The sequence below is a fragment of the Delftia tsuruhatensis genome, assembly GCF_903815225.1.
Classification (GTDB): domain Bacteria; phylum Pseudomonadota; class Gammaproteobacteria; order Burkholderiales; family Burkholderiaceae_C; genus Comamonas; species Comamonas tsuruhatensis_A.
This window is the reverse complement of sequence record NZ_LR813084.1, coordinates 3430659-3445701: the sequence shown is the minus strand read 5'-3', so window position 1 is coordinate 3445701 and position 15043 is coordinate 3430659. Positions and strand designations below refer to the sequence as shown.

The 15043-nt window shown below is 62.8% G+C and carries 20 protein-coding genes; 16 read left to right on the top strand and 4 right to left on the bottom strand.

Annotated features, from left to right (window positions below; genetic code table 11):
• Nucleotides 1-31 precede the first annotated feature (31 nt).
• The 11 genes from L1Z78_RS15570 (at nt 32) to L1Z78_RS15520 (ending at nt 9951) form a co-directional block, all read left to right on the top strand.
• Complete coding sequence (locus L1Z78_RS15570; protein ID WP_234637306.1) at nt 32-373, top strand: hypothetical protein; 342 nt, start codon at nt 32-34, stop codon at nt 371-373.
• A 93-nt stretch (nt 374-466) separates the two neighbouring features.
• Complete coding sequence (locus L1Z78_RS15565) at nt 467-5173, top strand: phage tail length tape measure family protein (protein ID WP_234637305.1); 4707 nt, start codon at nt 467-469, stop codon at nt 5171-5173.
• Entirely contained in the window at nt 5170-6087 is a 918-nt protein-coding gene (locus L1Z78_RS15560) for a carbohydrate-binding protein (RefSeq protein ID WP_234637304.1), read from the top strand. The genes L1Z78_RS15565 and L1Z78_RS15560 overlap by 4 nt, the downstream gene beginning before the upstream one ends.
• Nucleotides 6084-7103: a hypothetical protein gene (locus tag L1Z78_RS15555; protein WP_234637303.1), complete on the top strand. Its 1020-nt coding sequence runs from the start codon at nt 6084-6086 to the stop codon at nt 7101-7103. The genes L1Z78_RS15560 and L1Z78_RS15555 overlap by 4 nt, the downstream gene beginning before the upstream one ends.
• Nucleotides 7100-7720: a hypothetical protein gene (locus L1Z78_RS15550; protein WP_234637302.1), complete on the top strand. Its 621-nt coding sequence runs from the start codon at nt 7100-7102 to the stop codon at nt 7718-7720. The genes L1Z78_RS15555 and L1Z78_RS15550 overlap by 4 nt, the downstream gene beginning before the upstream one ends.
• Nucleotides 7717-8031, top strand: a complete 315-nt coding sequence (locus tag L1Z78_RS15545) for a hypothetical protein (RefSeq protein ID WP_234637301.1) — start codon at nt 7717-7719, stop codon at nt 8029-8031. Before L1Z78_RS15550 ends, L1Z78_RS15545 begins: the two co-directional genes overlap by 4 nt.
• An 89-nt stretch (nt 8032-8120) precedes the next feature.
• On the top strand, nt 8121-8483 hold the full coding sequence (locus tag L1Z78_RS15540) for a hypothetical protein (protein ID WP_234637300.1): 363 nt from the start codon (nt 8121-8123) through the stop codon (nt 8481-8483).
• A complete protein-coding gene (locus L1Z78_RS15535) occupies nt 8483-8788 on the top strand; it encodes a hypothetical protein (RefSeq protein ID WP_234637299.1) in 306 nt (101 codons plus the stop codon). Before L1Z78_RS15540 ends, L1Z78_RS15535 begins: the two co-directional genes overlap by 1 nt.
• Nucleotides 8778-9299: a glycoside hydrolase family 108 protein gene (locus tag L1Z78_RS15530; protein WP_234637298.1), complete on the top strand. Its 522-nt coding sequence runs from the start codon at nt 8778-8780 to the stop codon at nt 9297-9299. The genes L1Z78_RS15535 and L1Z78_RS15530 overlap by 11 nt, the downstream gene beginning before the upstream one ends.
• The gene (locus tag L1Z78_RS15525; RefSeq protein ID WP_234637297.1) at nt 9299-9679 is read left to right on the top strand and encodes a hypothetical protein; all 381 of its coding nucleotides are present in this window, start codon (nt 9299-9301) and stop codon (nt 9677-9679) included. The genes L1Z78_RS15530 and L1Z78_RS15525 overlap by 1 nt, the downstream gene beginning before the upstream one ends.
• Entirely contained in the window at nt 9676-9951 is a 276-nt protein-coding gene (locus tag L1Z78_RS15520; RefSeq protein WP_234637296.1) for a hypothetical protein, read from the top strand. Before L1Z78_RS15525 ends, L1Z78_RS15520 begins: the two co-directional genes overlap by 4 nt.
• A 29-nt stretch (nt 9952-9980) precedes the next feature.
• Here L1Z78_RS15520 and L1Z78_RS15515 read toward each other — a convergent pair whose 3' ends face one another.
• The 3 genes from L1Z78_RS15515 to L1Z78_RS15505 form a co-directional block, all read right to left on the bottom strand.
• Nucleotides 9981-10550, bottom strand: a complete 570-nt coding sequence (locus L1Z78_RS15515; RefSeq protein WP_234637295.1) for a hypothetical protein — start codon at nt 10548-10550, stop codon at nt 9981-9983.
• Nucleotides 10551-10795: 245 nt separating this feature from the next.
• Entirely contained in the window at nt 10796-10987 is a 192-nt protein-coding gene (locus L1Z78_RS15510) for a hypothetical protein (RefSeq protein ID WP_234637294.1), read from the bottom strand.
• Nucleotides 10988-11196: 209 nt separating this feature from the next.
• Nucleotides 11197-11337, bottom strand: coding sequence for a hypothetical protein (locus L1Z78_RS15505; RefSeq protein ID WP_234637293.1), 141 nt, complete (start codon nt 11335-11337; stop codon nt 11197-11199).
• A gap of 460 nt (nt 11338-11797) precedes the next feature.
• Here L1Z78_RS15505 and L1Z78_RS15500 point away from each other — a divergent pair, with 460 nt between their 5' ends.
• The 5 genes from L1Z78_RS15500 (at nt 11798) to L1Z78_RS15480 (ending at nt 14117) form a co-directional block, all read left to right on the top strand.
• Nucleotides 11798-12406 (top strand): hypothetical protein, encoded by a 609-nt coding sequence (locus tag L1Z78_RS15500; protein WP_234637292.1) that lies wholly within the window; start codon nt 11798-11800, stop codon nt 12404-12406.
• Nucleotides 12406-12999, top strand: a complete 594-nt coding sequence (locus tag L1Z78_RS15495; RefSeq protein WP_234637291.1) for a cysteine hydrolase family protein — start codon at nt 12406-12408, stop codon at nt 12997-12999. The genes L1Z78_RS15500 and L1Z78_RS15495 overlap by 1 nt, the downstream gene beginning before the upstream one ends.
• A gap of 12 nt (nt 13000-13011) precedes the next feature.
• Nucleotides 13012-13473: a DUF421 domain-containing protein gene (locus L1Z78_RS15490; protein ID WP_234637290.1), complete on the top strand. Its 462-nt coding sequence runs from the start codon at nt 13012-13014 to the stop codon at nt 13471-13473.
• 99 nt (nt 13474-13572) lie between these two features.
• Nucleotides 13573-13851, top strand: coding sequence for a hypothetical protein (locus L1Z78_RS15485; protein WP_234637289.1), 279 nt, complete (start codon nt 13573-13575; stop codon nt 13849-13851).
• Complete coding sequence (locus L1Z78_RS15480) at nt 13848-14117, top strand: hypothetical protein (RefSeq protein WP_234637288.1); 270 nt, start codon at nt 13848-13850, stop codon at nt 14115-14117. The genes L1Z78_RS15485 and L1Z78_RS15480 overlap by 4 nt, the downstream gene beginning before the upstream one ends.
• Here the strand turns inward: L1Z78_RS15480 and L1Z78_RS28085 are convergent.
• Nucleotides 14089-14862, bottom strand: coding sequence for a GNAT family N-acetyltransferase (locus L1Z78_RS28085; protein WP_326491946.1), 774 nt, complete (start codon nt 14860-14862; stop codon nt 14089-14091). The two genes, L1Z78_RS15480 and L1Z78_RS28085, sit on opposite strands and share 29 nt — an antisense overlap.
• Nucleotides 14863-15043: the final 181 nt, after the last annotated feature.

Genomic DNA, 15043 nt, shown 5'->3' with positions numbered 1-15043 from the left:
CATCCCCTCCAGTTTTACTACTGGAGGGGATATGAGGCTGCTCGCTGTTCTTGGCGTTGTCTCTGCCATCGCGGCGGCACCTGTGGTGTTCGCGCAGAACTACTCGGCAATGGTCGCGAAGGCGAAGGCTGCAGTTTCGCGAGACTTCAAAGATCCAGAGGGTGCGCGTTTCCGCGACGTCGGCATCTACAAGTCCACTACTGGCAAGGGTGGGGTATCCGTCTGTGGTGAAGTCAATGCCAAGAATTCCTACGGGGCGTATGTTGGGTACAAGCGCTTCGTGGTGGACGATGACTTCGTCCAGATTGAAGACGATGGGGACCTTGGGCTGATTCCCTCCCTATGCCATGAGCTGGTGCGAAGAATGAAGTAGCACAGCGTCATCGAACAACTTATCCAAACCCCGGTCCGCCGGGGTTTTCTGTTTCTGGCTCGCCTTTGGCGGGCCTTTTTTATGGGCGGATCTATGACGCAAGAAGGACCCAAGGCCGTAGTCAGCGTTGTCGCTGAGGACAACACAAAAGAGGGGTTGGATCGGGTCAAGCGCGGCATCCAGGAAACCGCTCAGACCGTAATCAAGGCCGGACAGGAGGCAGGCAAGGGCATTTCCAAGATGGGCGAGGGGGCCGACCAGACCGCTCGGAAGCTGGAGTCCTTTGAGAAATCCTGGGTCAACAGCGTTCAGCGCGCCCTGGTCGCGGCAGAGGCCGGGGAGAAAGGGACCGCCAAGTATTTCGAAGCCTGGGGCAAGTATCGCGGCATCGGCGGCGATGTCATGGAGCCGATCCTCGCTCAATTGCGCGCGGTCGAGGCCGCCCAGGCCGCAGCCGCTGGCGCTGCCACCAAGGGGCTGGGCACCATGGGGGTGTCCGCCGCGCAAACCGCCGCAGCGCTGCGCCAGGTGCCTGCCCAGTTCACCGACATCGTGGTCAGCCTCCAGGCGGGTCAGGCGCCCCTTACTGTGCTGCTGCAGCAGGGTGGCCAACTCAAAGATATGTTCGGCGGCACAGCTGCCGCTGCGAAAGCGCTCGGCGGGTATGTCATGGGGCTGGTGAGCCCGCTCACGCTGGTGGCTGCCGCTGGCGCAGCGACGGCTGTGGCGTTTCATCAGGGGGCTCAGGAGAACGAGGCGTTCGTGCGCTCCATAGCCCTCACCGGCAATGCTTCTGGCGTCACCACAAGCCAGCTGCGTGAGTACGCGCGGCAGATTGATTCTGTGGTGGGCACTCAGGCGCAGGCGGCGTCCGGCCTGGCTGATTTCGTCGCAGCCGGTGTGCGCGGCGGCGATGAGCTGCGCCGCTACACGCAGACTGCCATCGAGTGGGAGAAGCTCACGGGCCAAGCCGTCAGCAAGACGGCTGACCAGTTCGCCAGCCTGCAAAAGGATCCTCTGGCCGCCGTCATCAAGCTCAACGAAGGGACCAACTTCCTGACGGTCTCCGTGTACGAGCAGATCAAGGCGCTGGATGACCAGGGCCGCAAGGCCGATGCATCGAAAGTGGCCATGGAGGCGCTTGACGGTGCCATGCGCGAGCGCGGCAAGACCATCAAGGACTCCCTGGGCTACATCGAGCGCGGATGGAATGCCATCAAGGGCGCCGCCTCTGATGCCTGGGATGCAATGCTCAACGTGGGGCGCGCGGCGACCATCAACGACCAACTGGCAGTCGTGCAAAAGGAGTTGACAGCTCTGCTGGCGCAGTCCGAATCGGGCTTTGGCGAGACGGGCAGCGGCGCGGCCACGGGCCGCAGTAATGCCGCCTATGTCCGCAAGATCAAGGAGCGCATCGATGCGCTGAAGGCCGAAGAGTGGGCGCTCTACGAAAAGGCTGACGCGGAGAAGGTTGCCGCCATGCAGCGGGAGGAATCCACCCGCAGGATGCAGGCCCTGCTCGACTTCGACAAGGACTATGCCAAGGCCCTGGAGAAGGAGACCACGCTGCAGGAGAAGCTGGCAAAGGTGCGTCGCGAGGGCGAAGCTGCCGGCAAATCCGAGTCCGAGATCAAGCAGGTGCTCACGTATGTGACGGAGCACAACAAGGCGAATCAGGCCGGGGCTAAGGCAGCCAAAGAGCATGCCAAGGAGTTGGCCGAGCAAGCCAAGGTGTATGCAGAGCTGGCGGGCCTATCGAGCACCTATTACAAAGATCTGGAGATGGTGCAGAAGCGGCTGGCCGCGGGGAAGATTACCCAAGAACAGTACGTCAAGTTCGTTGAAGACCTGATCAAGAAGCAGCCGTTCGCCATCGCTCTGGCCAAGGAAGAGGAGAAGGCCCGCCGCGACCTGCAGAAGGCCATCGAGGATGACATCAAGCAGGCCGACCGCCTGGCCGACAAGCGCCAAGCCGCGATCAAGTCCGCAGAAGATGCCGTGCGCAAGGCGCGCCAGGAAGAGGAGGCACATGCCCTGGCTGCTGCTGCCAACATCACGCTGGCCGAGGCCGTGGAGCGCCTGACCATCGCGCGCCTGGAAGACCAGTTGCAGATGGCCCGCATGGGCACGGAGTCGCAGGCCACCATCGATGCGCTGGAGCGCGAGCTGGCCGCGCGCAAGGAACTGCTGGGCGTGCTCCAGCAGAAGGGATTCCGCGAGGGCAACAAGAAGGCAGCGGACGAAGCTGCGAAGGACTGGGACAAGACCGCCCAGACCATCAGCCGCACGCTGTCCGACTACATCATGGCCGGCGGCAAGGACGCGGCGCAGTACCTCAAGCGGCTGTTTGCCAACTTGGTGCTGGAGCCCATCGTGCAGTACGGCGTCAGCTCGCTGATGGGAATGGGTGGCCAGGCGGCAGGCGCTGCGAGCGGCGGTTTCAATCCGTTGAATTTGCTGAGCGGCGGCAACTCTGCAGTAGGGATGATGGGCACCGGGAGCCTCGTCATGAACGGGCTCACCGCGTGGGGGCCTGGCGGCAGCGTCATGGGCATGCTGGCCAACCCTGGCCTGTATGCCGGCGCCGAGCTGCTGGGCGCCATTGCTCCGCCTCTGCTGGCTGCTTTTGCTGTGTTCAAGATCCTGAAGGGAGACTGGTTCGGTAGCCGCGGCCCGAACCACGCTGGCGGCGTGGCGTCCACGGCGACCACTGACCGCGACCTGACTGTGAAGCAGGTGCTCGGCACGGACGCCTGGGGCAACACCCTGGGCGACTTCACCACGCGAGCCAACAAGGACCTGGACAAGCAGCTGCAGACCACGGTCAACGGCATGCTGGACATGTACAAGGCGCTGGCCAAGATCGGGGGCGTCAACGCGCGTGAGATCGACATCGCTGCCGGGTTCTCCACGAACCCCAAGTACGGCGACGAAGGGGCCATGGGCTTCTTCCAGATCCTCGACAAGCAGACCGGGGAGGTGCTGAAGAAGTACAAGGACCGCGAGTTGGACGCCGACCCCCAGAAGGCCTGGGCGCAGTTCGTCGGCGACATGGGTGGCGCGCTGGTGGCGGAAATCAAGAAGGGCGATATCCCTGGCTGGATGCGCGACGAGTTGGATGCGCTGGGCGAGGATGTGACCGTCGAAGGCCTGACCGCTGCGATCCAAAAGATCGCGGTGATCGATGCCTCCTTCAAGAGCTGGGCCAATACCCTGGTCGGCTTCAACGACCTGAACGCCAAGGCACAAACCGCGCTGCTCAAGACCTCGGGCGGCATCGAAGCGCTGACGAACAACGTCAACGCCTTCTATGCCGGGTTCTATTCCGAGGCCGAGCGCGCCGAGATCCTGCAGCGTCAGGTGCGCGAGCAGCTCAAGGGTCTGGGTGTGGATATCGACCCCAAGGGGGGCGAAGAGGCCAAGAAGAAGTTCCGGAAGCTCATCGAGGACGCGCTGGCATCCGGCAACACCGAGTTGGCAGCCAAGCTGCTGGCCCTGGCGCAGCTGTTTGGCGTGGCCGCAGATGCCGCGCAGAAGTCAGCGGACACGGCGGCCGAGGCGGCAAAGACTGCGGCAGACGAGGCGGCCAAGGCTGTCGAGGATGCACGCAAGAAGGCCAAGGACGCCGCATACGCGAACTTCGAGGCCGCGATACAGCGCGAACAGAAGTACTGGCAGGACGTGGCCAGCGCATCGCAGGAAGCCATAAGCGGACTGTCAAATGCGCTGAGCACGCTCAAGAGCAACGCTCGGGATCTGTACGGCTCCGTCGATGCCACGCAGCAGATGCTCGCGGCCCAGGGGATGGTCTACATCGAGGATGCGCTGGCGGGCGTGCGCGGTGGGCGAAAGCTCACCGACTACGCAGGCCTGACCGATGCCATCGGTGCAGCCCGTGGCGGCATCTCGTCGGGCCGCTATGCCTCGCAGTTCGAGCGCGAGCGTGATGCGTTGATCCTCGCCGGCCAGCTCACCGAGTTGGCCGAGAAGGGTGATGCGCAGTTGAGCGTTGAGGAGCGGCAGCTCAAGGCTTCACAAGAGCAGCTTGAGCGCCTCGACAAGACGCTGATGTACTGGCGCGATCTGCTCGCCGGCAACGACAAGCAGATCGACGCCACGCTGAGCGTGGAAGCAGCGATCAAGGCGCTCGAAAAGCTGATGTTCCCGGACAACGCGGGCGGCGGGGGCGCACAGCCTGGAAAGGACGGCGGCGGCGCGCAGTTGGGTGGTGGCGGTACGGGCGGCTGGGATGGCTACAAGCCGTCGAAGTACAAGCGCCCGCATACGGATGGCAGCGGCGGGACGTTCTACAACCCTGTGATCGACGAGAAGGAGATCGCCAAGCTTGACGGCCTGTCGGGGCTCTACCACTCCTTCGACGGCACGGGCGATCTGCGCGGGCTGCTCGATGCGATCAAGTCCGCTGGCGGCTCGCTGTCTGACCTGTCCGCGCTTTCCGGTCTCTACGAGTCGGACTGGCGCAAGGCGGCCGAGAGCGTGGGCATTCCGGCGTTTGCTATCGGCACCAATCTCGTCCCGCGCGACACGCTCGCTGTGCTGCACCAGGGCGAGGCGGTTGTGCCAAAGGCCTTCAACCCGTGGGCTGGAGGCGCGGGAGGGATGGCCAGCGGCAACAACAACGCTCGGCTGGAGGCCCTGGTCGCCCAGTTGATCGATGAAAACCGAACGCAGGCGGGTCAAATCGTACGGCTCCAGAGCCAAGTGGCAAAGCTGCTGCAACGCTGGGACGGGGATGGCATGCCGCAACCACGAAAAGAAGGAGAGGGGGTCGCAGCATGAGCATTTCATCGCTCGTCGTCGTCGCTCCACTCGTTGTGACGCCGGCCATGCTGGTGTCCAGCGATGTGCCGGAGAACGACTATCCAGAGTGGGCGTCCGGCACGACATATGCAAAGGGCGCGCGGGTGATCCTCGCCGCCCAGCACAAGGTCTACGAGAGCACGGCGGACAGCAACACGGGCAACAACCCCGCGACGCCATCCTCCGAGCCAAAGTGGGTCGAGGTCGGGCCGACGAACCGCTGGAAGCCGTTCGACAAGTCGGTCAGCAGCCAGGTCAAGCAGGCAAACAACATCAGCTATCGGATCAAGCCGGGCCAGGCAATCACCTCGATCGGTGCGCTCAACGTCACGGGTGCCACAAGCATCCGCGTGCGGGTGATTGATCCGACCTTCGGCACTGTGTACGACAAGACCACGCCCATGTCGTCCGTGCCAGTGGCTGCTGGGTGGTGGGAGTGGTACTTCGCTGAGCGGCGGGTACCGACCCAGGCCCTGGCGCAGGACCTTCCGAGCTTCCCCGCGGCTGACATCCTGATAGACGCTGCAGGCACATCGGCGCTGGCTGTCGGCGTGATCTTGATGGGTCAGCGCCGCGCATTCGCCATGGGCGTCAAGTCTGGCGCCCGTGTAGGCATCCAGGACTACTCGCGCAAGGAGCGCACAGAGTTTGGTGACGTGGTTCTCGTTGAGCGTGCATTCGCAAAGAGGGCCGCGTTCCAGATGTTGCTGGAGTCCCGGGAGGTTGACTCCTTCAATGACTTCCTTGCCAGCGTGCGTGCCACGCCTTGCCTATGGATCGGCTCCAGCCGATTCGAATCCACCACGGTCTATGGGTTCTATAAGAACTTCGAGATCGTGCTTTCTTACTACGACTATGCCGACTCAGAACTTGAGCTGGAGGGCCTGACATGACGGATATCGTCTCGCCAACACCAATCACGGAGCTGCCTCCCGCGCCGCAGCCCACGGACACGCCGGCCGAATTCAACACCAAGGGATTCGCGACGGTTGCGGCTCAAGTGGCGATGATCCCGCAGATCAACACGGCGAATGCCCAGACGTTTCAGAACGCCACTGCGGCCAATGAGCGCGCCACAGCTGCCGGGCTGTCTGCCGGCCAATCTCAAGGCTTCCGTAATGAGGCGGAGGGCTTCAGGAACACAACGCTGGGCTACCGCGACCAGACGCTGACGTTCCGCAATGACGCTGAAGGATTCAGCAACACGGCCAAGAACTATCGTGACCAGACCCAAGGTTTCAGGAATGAGGCGGAGGGCTTCAGGAACACAACGCTGGGCTACCGCGACCAGACGCTGACGTTCCGAAACGACACGGAGGGGTTCCGCAGCCAGGCCCAGGACTTCCGCAACCAGGCCGAGGTCTTCGCCACCCAGCAGATCAAAGGGTCCAGCTCAACCAGCGTGACACCCGGTGCCGGGGCAAAGAGCTTTGTGATCGAGCCGTCGCGCTCGTTCGTGACCGGCATGTATGTCGTGGCCACGTCAACAAGCGACCCTGCAACCCAGATGAGCGGGCCTGTGCAGAGCTACAACCCCGCGACCGGTGCGCTCGTGATCGCTGTCGACGTGTTTGCGGGCAGCGCGGCCCGCTCGGATTGGGTGATCGGCGTGGCCGCCCCTGGTGCTGCAACGGGCCTTGCCCGTCAGGTTGTCACCACAAACACGACGTGCGTCGCCGGGGTCGCGTACATCGTGGCTGCGGCCGGCATCACGCTCACGCTGCCCGCGACATGGGTCCCGGGCGACCGGATTGCAATCATCGAGGCAATTGGCGATGGCGCGCAGTACTCCATTGCATTTGGTGGGACAAAGCTGCGCAGCCGTTCCATGGGGACTCAAGTCATCTCGGCCGTTTACGGCGCGACCGGGGTGCTCACACATCAAGACGCAACACGGGGGATCGTATGAATACGCTTGCAGGAATTTTGGGGCAGGGCGGCGGAGACTTCCCGGTCTGGTCTGCATCGCTCACTGTCATGCAATATCAGATTGTGCGGAGCCCCCTGGATGGGGAGCTGTATTCGCGCAGCGCGGCGACTGGCACAAGCGCTACTGATCCAGCAGATGACATCGTCAATTACCGGGCAGAGTCATACAAGCGCTGGACCGCGATTGTTTGCGATGCGACTCCGCGAAGCCCCGGTGGAGCTTTTGCCGTCGGCACGAAAATGGCTAGCACTCCAGTAGTGAGTGTTGGTGTCCGGACTCTGTGTTTGGAGATGCTGGGCCGGGGCATGGTGGACTTCATGGCCGTCAGTCGCGGCGGCGGCTCCGGGCCGATGCGAGTCGAGCTTGTAATCGATGGCCGAACTGTCTATGACGGAACGCATACATATTCGACGGCAGTCCAGTGGAGCACTTTTCTGGGCAATGTGACCATGAATGGCAGCGGTCAGCTTGACACCCCGATTGATGCATCCAATGCCATTGAGTTCAAACGCCACCTGCGCCTGTACCTGACGCCAACTACTACGTCATTTACTGTTGCTGGAAGCATCGCATACAAGCAAAGGAGCCAAGCATGAGCGAGATGATCGAGGAGACCGTGGGCGGAGTGATCGTGCGGCGCTGGCCCGATGCGCCGCACGTCGATGCTGTGCCGCACTCCTGCTCGCGGCGCCAGGGCCGGCTTGTGCTGGAGTCCTGGGGCATGTACGAGGCAGCAGAGGCGGCGATTGCGGCCATTGCCGATCCAGCCGAGCGCCGCATTGCGCAGATCGAGTACGAGGCCGACACCTGGGAGCGGCACAACCCGTTTCTGTCGGCCCTGTGGGCGCAGATCGGTGGCACGCCTGAATCGCTCGATGCCGCCTTCGCGCTCGCTGTGACGCTCTGATCAGCCCCACTCCACAACAGCCGCCTTCGGGCGGTTTTTTCATGCCCGGAGGAGGGCCGATGAATCAACTTGAACCAACAGCTGCAGCTGTGGCAATCGCGTCCGTGCTCTTCGGGCCTGCGATGGCGGGCTACATCGGGCCGTACGCGGTGATCCTCATTGCATCGACCGTGGGCGCCGCATGGGCCTTGGGCCGGCGCGATCCCAGCTCGCGGCTCGGCGCCGTGGGCTACTTCGCACGGCTCAATGCCACAGCCCTGCTCATCACTGCCGGCCTGGCCACGCTCGCGGGTCGGTGGCTCGGCTTCGAGGACACGACATGGATGCTGGCCCCCATCGCGCTCGTCGTGGGCGGCGTGGGCGATGACTGGCCGCGCTTGGGCCGCTGGGTCTTCGAGCGCGCGGCCCGGGTGCTGGAGCGCAAGGCCGGTGGCGGTGAGGGAGGTGCGTGATGACGTGGCAATCCCATCAGCTGCTCGCGATGCTCAACCTGGGCATTTGCTTGGCCATCGGCTGGGCCTGCATCTGCCGCCTCAACTCCCACGTTGCCCGCGTGCACAAGCTGGCTCGCGCTCGGTACGCGCTGCTGCTGGCCGGCGCTCTGGCCTCTGGCATGCAGCCGGCCCTGTGGGGCACCTGGACCACCGTGGGCGACACCATTTTCAGCGCCTGCGTGCTCGCGGGCCTGCTCATCAACGTGGCGCGCTGGCACGGCGCTGCCCATCCCATGCGACGGAGTGACGACCATGAACTTTGACCAGGCATTCGACAGGCTGATCGGGCATGAGGGCAAGTTCACTGCCAACCCCGCCGATGACGGCAACTGGACCGGAGGCCGGCAAGGCCGTGGCGAGCTCAAGGGCACCAAGTACGGCATATCGGCCGCCGCGTACCCACATCTCGACATCAAGGGCCTGACGCTGGAGCAGGCCAAGGCGATCTATCTGGAGGACTTCTGGGACGTGATTGGCCGCGCGCATCCGGCGATCAAGTTCCAGGTGTTCGACGCCGCGGTTAACCACGGGCGCGGCAATGCGATCAGGATCCTGCAACGCGCCGCGATGGTGGCTGATGACGGCATCTGGGGGCCGCGCTCGCAGGCCGCGCTGGACAGCATGCAGGAGCTGCGTGGGCACAACGATGTGCTGCTGCGCTTCCTGGGCTTCCGGCTGAAGTTCTGGGCCAGCCTGGCCAAGTTCGACCAGTTTGGCCGTGGCTGGACCAACCGGGGCGCCGAGAACCTGCTCTTTGCCGCGGAGGACAACTGATGATCAGCGAAAAGCTTCTGCCGGCCCTGGCGGCCGCCTTGTTGGTCAGTGTGGCGGGCAATGCGCTGCTGGGCTGGGCCTGGCTGTCTGCCCGAGACGATGCGACCACGGCCCGCACTGAGCTGGTGAGCATGCAGCAGCAGCGCGACGGCGCGCGCCAGGCGGCGCAGGCCTGCAGCGATGCGACGGAGGCCCTGGGCACCGCGGCCGCGCAGCGTGCTGCCGAGGCGGCGCCGGCCCGTGCTGCTGCCGCTGGCCAGGCCGCGGCGCTCAACGCCCGAGCCGACTACACGCTGTCCCGTCAGCCCGGTGCCGGCGACAACTGCGCCGCGCTCCAGGCCCTGGGCGCCGACTGGCTGAAGGGGAGGGCCAAGCCATGATGCCCGCTGCCATACTGCTGGCCGCGCTGACCCTGGCCGGCTGCGGCACCACGCCGCGCGTCGAGGTCCAGACCGTCAAGGTGCCCGTGCCCGTGGAGTGCCGCGAGCCTGTGCCGGACCGGCCTGCCATGCCCACGGAGACGCTTGCCGACGAAGCCAGCCCCTTCGAGTTGCTGCGCGCCGCCCTGGCAGAGATCGACCGCCGCGAGGGCTACGAGGTGCGGCTGTTGGCCGCGCTGCTCATCTGTACGGCGCCGCTGACGCCGCGCTGACCGGCCGGCCTGCATGTATCGCCAGGGTGCTAGTTCATCCGCCCGTGTAGATGTTTGCCCGACCCGCCCTGTAGCTCGCTGCGGTTGATAAGCTTGCCTTGGAACTGGAAGTCCTGATCAATGCGGACGATCAGCAACTGCTCAAAGGCGCCCTGACTCTTCACCAGTACACGGTCACTGTTCTTCTCAGGTGAGATGGTCTTCACCTCAACGAGCCTTCCATTGATCGTGCCATCCGAGCCTGGCGCATGTGTCGCGTGGCGGCGAAGCCCGAACTTGATCTCTGCGTAGATTTCCCCGAGTTCGCCCCATACCTGTAGATAGCGCCCCGTGTTCTGGAAGTGGCGTGCCGCGCAATCAACCAGATCTTCGAAGATTTCCGTCTGCCTCAGGATGCTGAACGGGAAGCCCGCTCGGCTCTGAATGGGCTGGACTGAGGAAGCGCCCTCTGCTGGCTCATTCTCAAGCTGAACTTCTGCCCATTGTCGGTCAATGTACTCCCACTCCCAGGGCGCGGCGCCACTACCAGCCGCGTCAGCGATGTCGTCCGCGCTGTACCCGCGATCACGCATCTCATGCAAAAAGTCCCAATCACTCATGCTTCCCTCCGCTTCTTACCACCACATTGTGCCTGCAGGTCAAATGGCACAGAAAGCCGAAAGGCACGAACCTGCCGAAGCCGCGGCAGAAACCACCCCGACCGAAGGCACTTGATGCCTGGGGTGAGTGCTGTGCAGACCTCGCGCGAGCGGCTGATGGCCACGCCGCTGACGCAGCGCTGATGCGGGATGCGTGGCCCAAGCTATCTGATTGACGAGCAACTGTAGAGGGCGGCGATTGCCGCTCATCGCTGACCACGCTCATGATCTTTCAGCATTTCTTTGAGCACCTCGATTCGGCCCTCAATGCGGCGCAGATCCAGTGAGAGCTCCCGGTCTTCTACCTCGGAAGCCTGTAACTGGGCCTCTGCAAATGCCTTCTTCGCTCGAAGATGGTCCAGCATGTCTTCCAACGCTCTGATGTCTGGGGCGCTCATAGGTAGAACCTCCTGGCGGCAATGTACCAGTAGGCTGTCTGTATGAGGGGCGAGACATACCAGGGCGCAGGGAAATCAGTCGGCGGGGACAAGAAGGACGATTTGAGCGACATGCTTCCTAGTAGCGCTGTCGTGAAACTATTGACCGAGGTTCTTAAGAGCGCGAGATAGTCAACAGCCCGCCCCGGGCGGGCTTCGTCGTTTCTGGGCTACCCGCGCACCAGCAGCGTCAGCACACCCAACACCACAGAAAGCAACAGCAGCGCCAGGGCAGCCAAGCCCACGGTGACATTGGCGCTGCTCGCCTCTCCGTCCTCAACCTTCTCTCCGTCCAGTTTCCTATCTTCCATTGCGCCACTCCATGTGCAGGCAACTGGGGAATGCTATGCACCAGTTTTGGGCTTATGCATTGGGGTCATCACTGTGCTCGCTGCTGGCCGCGCCGTTGGTGCTACTCGGCTTGCCTCATCGCCGCTGACCGCGCTGCCTCGGCAGCCTCTCGGGCCTCTTTCTCGGCCTGGATTACCCGTTGCTGCGGCGTCATTGATGTGCCGTCGTAGCCGCCTGTGGCGCGCTCACCGATCTGTATGTGGGAAATCCGAGACGCTCCGTAGAACAGCGCTGCAGCGATGATCAGTAGCACGATGAATCTCATGCAGCCATTGTGCCGTCCGCCCGCCATTTTTTGACGGTCTTGGACGTACACGTAACTTTCGAGAAGCACTACATACCCTTCAGTTGCTGCTTACGCGCCAAGCGCCAAGGTTGGCCGACCATCGCCGGACCGCAACTGTAAACCGGAGTAGGCAAATGGCTAAACCACGATATGACGATTCTCAGCTCAAAGATCTGTTGCTGCAGATGATGGAAACGGAACTCGGAGGTGAGCAGGTGTATAGAACTGCTCTGATCTGTGCCCTGAACGATGACCTTAAAAAGGAATGGGAAGAGTATCTCGAAGAGACGCTCAGCCACCAGAACGTGGTGCGCACTACATGTGAGCTGTTAGGGGTCAACCCGGACGAAGCTTCGCCTTCCCGTGATGTCGTGAAGCACATTGGATCATCGCTGGTGAAGGCGATGGAGCTGGCTCTCAGGGGTGGTAATGCGGCCGCTGCGCAACTCGTGGCGTGCGAGTGCGTGGTCCACGCTGAGACCAAGGACCACGCCAACTGGGAGCTTCTGGGCAAGGTCGCGGAGGTGGCTACAGGTGAAACGGGCAAGGCCCTCAAGGAGGCCCACGCTCGAGTGGAAAAGGACGAAGACCATCACCTGTATCACACCAAGGGGTGGTGCCGCGAGCTGTGGATACAGAGCTTGGGTATGCCAGCAGTCCTGCCTCCCCCTGAAGAGGTCAAGCAGGTTGAAACTGCCATCGGCGCATCTCGAGCGGAGCAGCAACGCGAATCCATGCTGTGATGCCTAGGCCGAGGTGGTTAGAACCCACGCAAGTGCCTCACAGCGCGGAGGTGCTGTTGCTGGTGGATGTCATCAACCCGCTTCAGTTTCCCAATGCCGGGCCTTTGCTGCAGGAAGCGGTACGGGCTGCCCGGCGCATTGTGCGGCTCAAGGCCAGGCTTCGTGAAAAGGGCGTGGCTACGATCTATGCCAACGACAACTACGGCACCTGGCACAGCGAGTTCAGCGACATTCTTGCCGCCTGCCAGGGTTTGGCTGACGAGCGCGGTGAGATCGCTCGGCTGCTTGCGCCCGATGCGGAGGATCTGGTGATTCTCAAGCCCCAGCATTCGGCATTTCATTCCACGCCGCTGCTGCATCTGCTGGGCAGAATGCACGCGCGCAGGCTGGTCATCGTAGGGTTTGCTGCGGACATGTGCGTCATGCTCACGGCTACGGATGCACGCATGTCGGGCTACGAGGTCTGGGTGCCCAGCGATTGCACGGCGGCCGAGACGCCTGCGCGGCGGCAGCAGGCATTGCGGCAGTTGAGGCAGGCCTTCAAGTGTTCAGTGCGCGCTTCGGCGCGTAGCCCCTGGGCAGGGCGGAATTGAAGGAGCGTTGGTATGTGGAATCTGGACATCCATCCGTTTGAATTGGCCGTACGCGCCCTCGCGGTATATGCCTTGCTGCTGCTGATGATGCGCTTGACGGGGCGGCGTACAGTTGGCCAGTTCACGCCCTTCGATCTGCTGGTAGTGATGCTTGTGAGTGAGGCGGCAGGGCCTTCCATGACGGGTTCGGACCAGTCCCTGCCCGGTGGACTACTAGTGTGCGTGGTCCTCATCGGGCTGAATACGGCCGTAGGTTTCGTGACGGCGCGCTGGCGTGGTGCGGAAAGGCTGCTGGAGGGCGAGGCTGTGCTGCTGGGGCGCGACGGAAGGATCTTCGAGGGCGCGCGCAAGAGCCACCGGGTGTCGCGCAACGACATCGAGAAGGCGCTGCGCGAGGTGGACTGCGAGGAATCCGAGATCCGCTGCATGTTCCTGGAGGCCGATGGGTCCCTGACAGTTCAGAAAAAGCAGTAACCAGAAATGTCAGTCATCTGAGCAACGCGCCCTCGTGCGCTAGATAGTGCTGGGGCCACTCATAGTTTGCACACGTTCCGTCTCACGTACTATGCAGCCATGAGCTTTGATCAGATCGCAATTGCCCTGCTGGGCGCCCTGGCGGCCTGGCTCTCCCAGGCCCGGGGAGAGGGCTCGCGCAAGTGGGCACCTGTGTTCGGCATGGTCGGTCAGCCCTTCTGGTTTTATGCCAGCTGGCAGGCCGAGCAGTGGGGCATCTTCGTCGTGTCGATCATCTATGCCTGCGCGTGGGCACGGGGGCTGTGGGTCTACTGGATCTCGCCGCGGCGCGAGCGTGGCACGGGATCAATTCAACTGGTGCCAGGCCGCAAGCCATGATCTATACGCTCCACATCGACAAGGAGGAGCCTGGCTTGTACGCAGCACGCGTGCTTGATGGACGGGCCGAGGTCGCAGAGTTTCAGGCGGCCACCATCTCGGGCGCCATCCGCGAATGCGCTGTCGGCACGCTGCCAGGCCTTGATGGCTACAACATCTGGTACGGCCATGTTTGCATCGGCACCACGTCGCTCTGTGCCATGCGTCACGACGCCGAAACGCTGGCTCAGCGGCTAGTCAGTTTGCATTCTCAGTTCGATGATTAGGAATACTCCTTTTCGACCCGCCCCAAGGGTTGTGGGTGCGGGAATAAGCCCCTGCGGGGCGCATCTGTGCTTGCGCTAGTTTTAGTGAATATTCCCGAAAATTCACGTAACCTATTGATTTATATGAATTGTGAGCCTGACTTTTAATCCGTTGGTCGCGAGTTCGAATCTCGCAGGACCCACCAAAGATCACAAGGCCCCGTAGCAATACGGGGTCTTTTTCTTTGCTATCGAAAATGTAGCGGAAACGGCGTTCAGGCCGCTTTTTTCTTGCCCGTTGTGCGGTTTTTTTCCCCACCAACGCAACCGCGCTTTTCAGCGTCTTCGTCGCCAGGTGGCTGTACTGCTTCGTGCTCACTGCCGACTTGTGGCCCAGCACGCCGCCCACGGTGTGCAGGTCCACGCCGGCGTTGATCATCTCGCTGGCGGTGCTGTGCCGCAGGTCATGCAGCCGGGCATGGCTGTAGCCGGCTGCTCGAGCCCCAGCCTTGAACGCCTTGCTCACTGTCCACTTCGTAGGCCGCACCGGCCACAGGGCAGGGTTGCGCACGATGTGGGCGAAGTGGAGGATGACGGGAAGGCCGGCCTGCATCATCCCCTTCCCCCAGTGTTCCGGCATCAGCCAGTAGCCCATATCCACACGGCGATCAGTGTGGGACCAATCATTGAAGCCACAGGCCTCGATCAGCTCGTCCCTTTTTGGCAGGGCGATGCCCCACCAGATGCCTTGGCGCTCTTCCAGCACTGCGTCGTATCAGCGCATCTGCTCGCCCGTTGCCTCGATGCTGTCGCTGTCGTAACGCACGCCATAGTGCGCCACCACCTGGGGGTGGGAAAGCCCGGCGAAAATCGCATCAACATCACGGGGACGGATCCGGCGCAGCGTGCAGCGGGGCAGAAGGAATTCGGGGAGACGTCAAATGGGC

What these genes read in the sequence shown, in the direction of transcription:
- L1Z78_RS15570 (WP_234637306.1), top strand. Translation starts at nt 32, where the DNA reads ATGAGGCTGCTCGCTGTTCTTGGCGTTGTCTCTGCCATCGCGGCGGCA.
- L1Z78_RS15565 (WP_234637305.1), top strand. Translation starts at nt 467, where the DNA reads ATGACGCAAGAAGGACCCAAGGCCGTAGTCAGCGTTGTCGCTGAGGAC.
- L1Z78_RS15560 (WP_234637304.1), top strand. Translation starts at nt 5,170, where the DNA reads ATGAGCATTTCATCGCTCGTCGTCGTCGCTCCACTCGTTGTGACGCCG.
- L1Z78_RS15555 (WP_234637303.1), top strand. Translation starts at nt 6,084, where the DNA reads ATGACGGATATCGTCTCGCCAACACCAATCACGGAGCTGCCTCCCGCG.
- L1Z78_RS15550 (WP_234637302.1), top strand. Translation starts at nt 7,100, where the DNA reads ATGAATACGCTTGCAGGAATTTTGGGGCAGGGCGGCGGAGACTTCCCG.
- L1Z78_RS15545 (WP_234637301.1), top strand. Translation starts at nt 7,717, where the DNA reads ATGAGCGAGATGATCGAGGAGACCGTGGGCGGAGTGATCGTGCGGCGC.
- L1Z78_RS15535 (WP_234637299.1), top strand. Translation starts at nt 8,483, where the DNA reads ATGACGTGGCAATCCCATCAGCTGCTCGCGATGCTCAACCTGGGCATT.
- L1Z78_RS15530 (WP_234637298.1), top strand. Translation starts at nt 8,778, where the DNA reads ATGAACTTTGACCAGGCATTCGACAGGCTGATCGGGCATGAGGGCAAG.
- L1Z78_RS15525 (WP_234637297.1), top strand. Translation starts at nt 9,299, where the DNA reads ATGATCAGCGAAAAGCTTCTGCCGGCCCTGGCGGCCGCCTTGTTGGTC.
- L1Z78_RS15520 (WP_234637296.1), top strand. Translation starts at nt 9,676, where the DNA reads ATGATGCCCGCTGCCATACTGCTGGCCGCGCTGACCCTGGCCGGCTGC.
- L1Z78_RS15515 (WP_234637295.1), bottom strand. Translation starts at nt 10,550, where the DNA reads ATGAGTGATTGGGACTTTTTGCATGAGATGCGTGATCGCGGGTACAGC.
- L1Z78_RS15510 (WP_234637294.1), bottom strand. Translation starts at nt 10,987, where the DNA reads ATGAGCGCCCCAGACATCAGAGCGTTGGAAGACATGCTGGACCATCTT.
- L1Z78_RS15505 (WP_234637293.1), bottom strand. Translation starts at nt 11,337, where the DNA reads ATGGAAGATAGGAAACTGGACGGAGAGAAGGTTGAGGACGGAGAGGCG.
- L1Z78_RS15500 (WP_234637292.1), top strand. Translation starts at nt 11,798, where the DNA reads ATGGCTAAACCACGATATGACGATTCTCAGCTCAAAGATCTGTTGCTG.
- L1Z78_RS15495 (WP_234637291.1), top strand. Translation starts at nt 12,406, where the DNA reads ATGCCTAGGCCGAGGTGGTTAGAACCCACGCAAGTGCCTCACAGCGCG.
- L1Z78_RS15490 (WP_234637290.1), top strand. Translation starts at nt 13,012, where the DNA reads ATGTGGAATCTGGACATCCATCCGTTTGAATTGGCCGTACGCGCCCTC.
- L1Z78_RS15485 (WP_234637289.1), top strand. Translation starts at nt 13,573, where the DNA reads ATGAGCTTTGATCAGATCGCAATTGCCCTGCTGGGCGCCCTGGCGGCC.
- L1Z78_RS15480 (WP_234637288.1), top strand. Translation starts at nt 13,848, where the DNA reads ATGATCTATACGCTCCACATCGACAAGGAGGAGCCTGGCTTGTACGCA.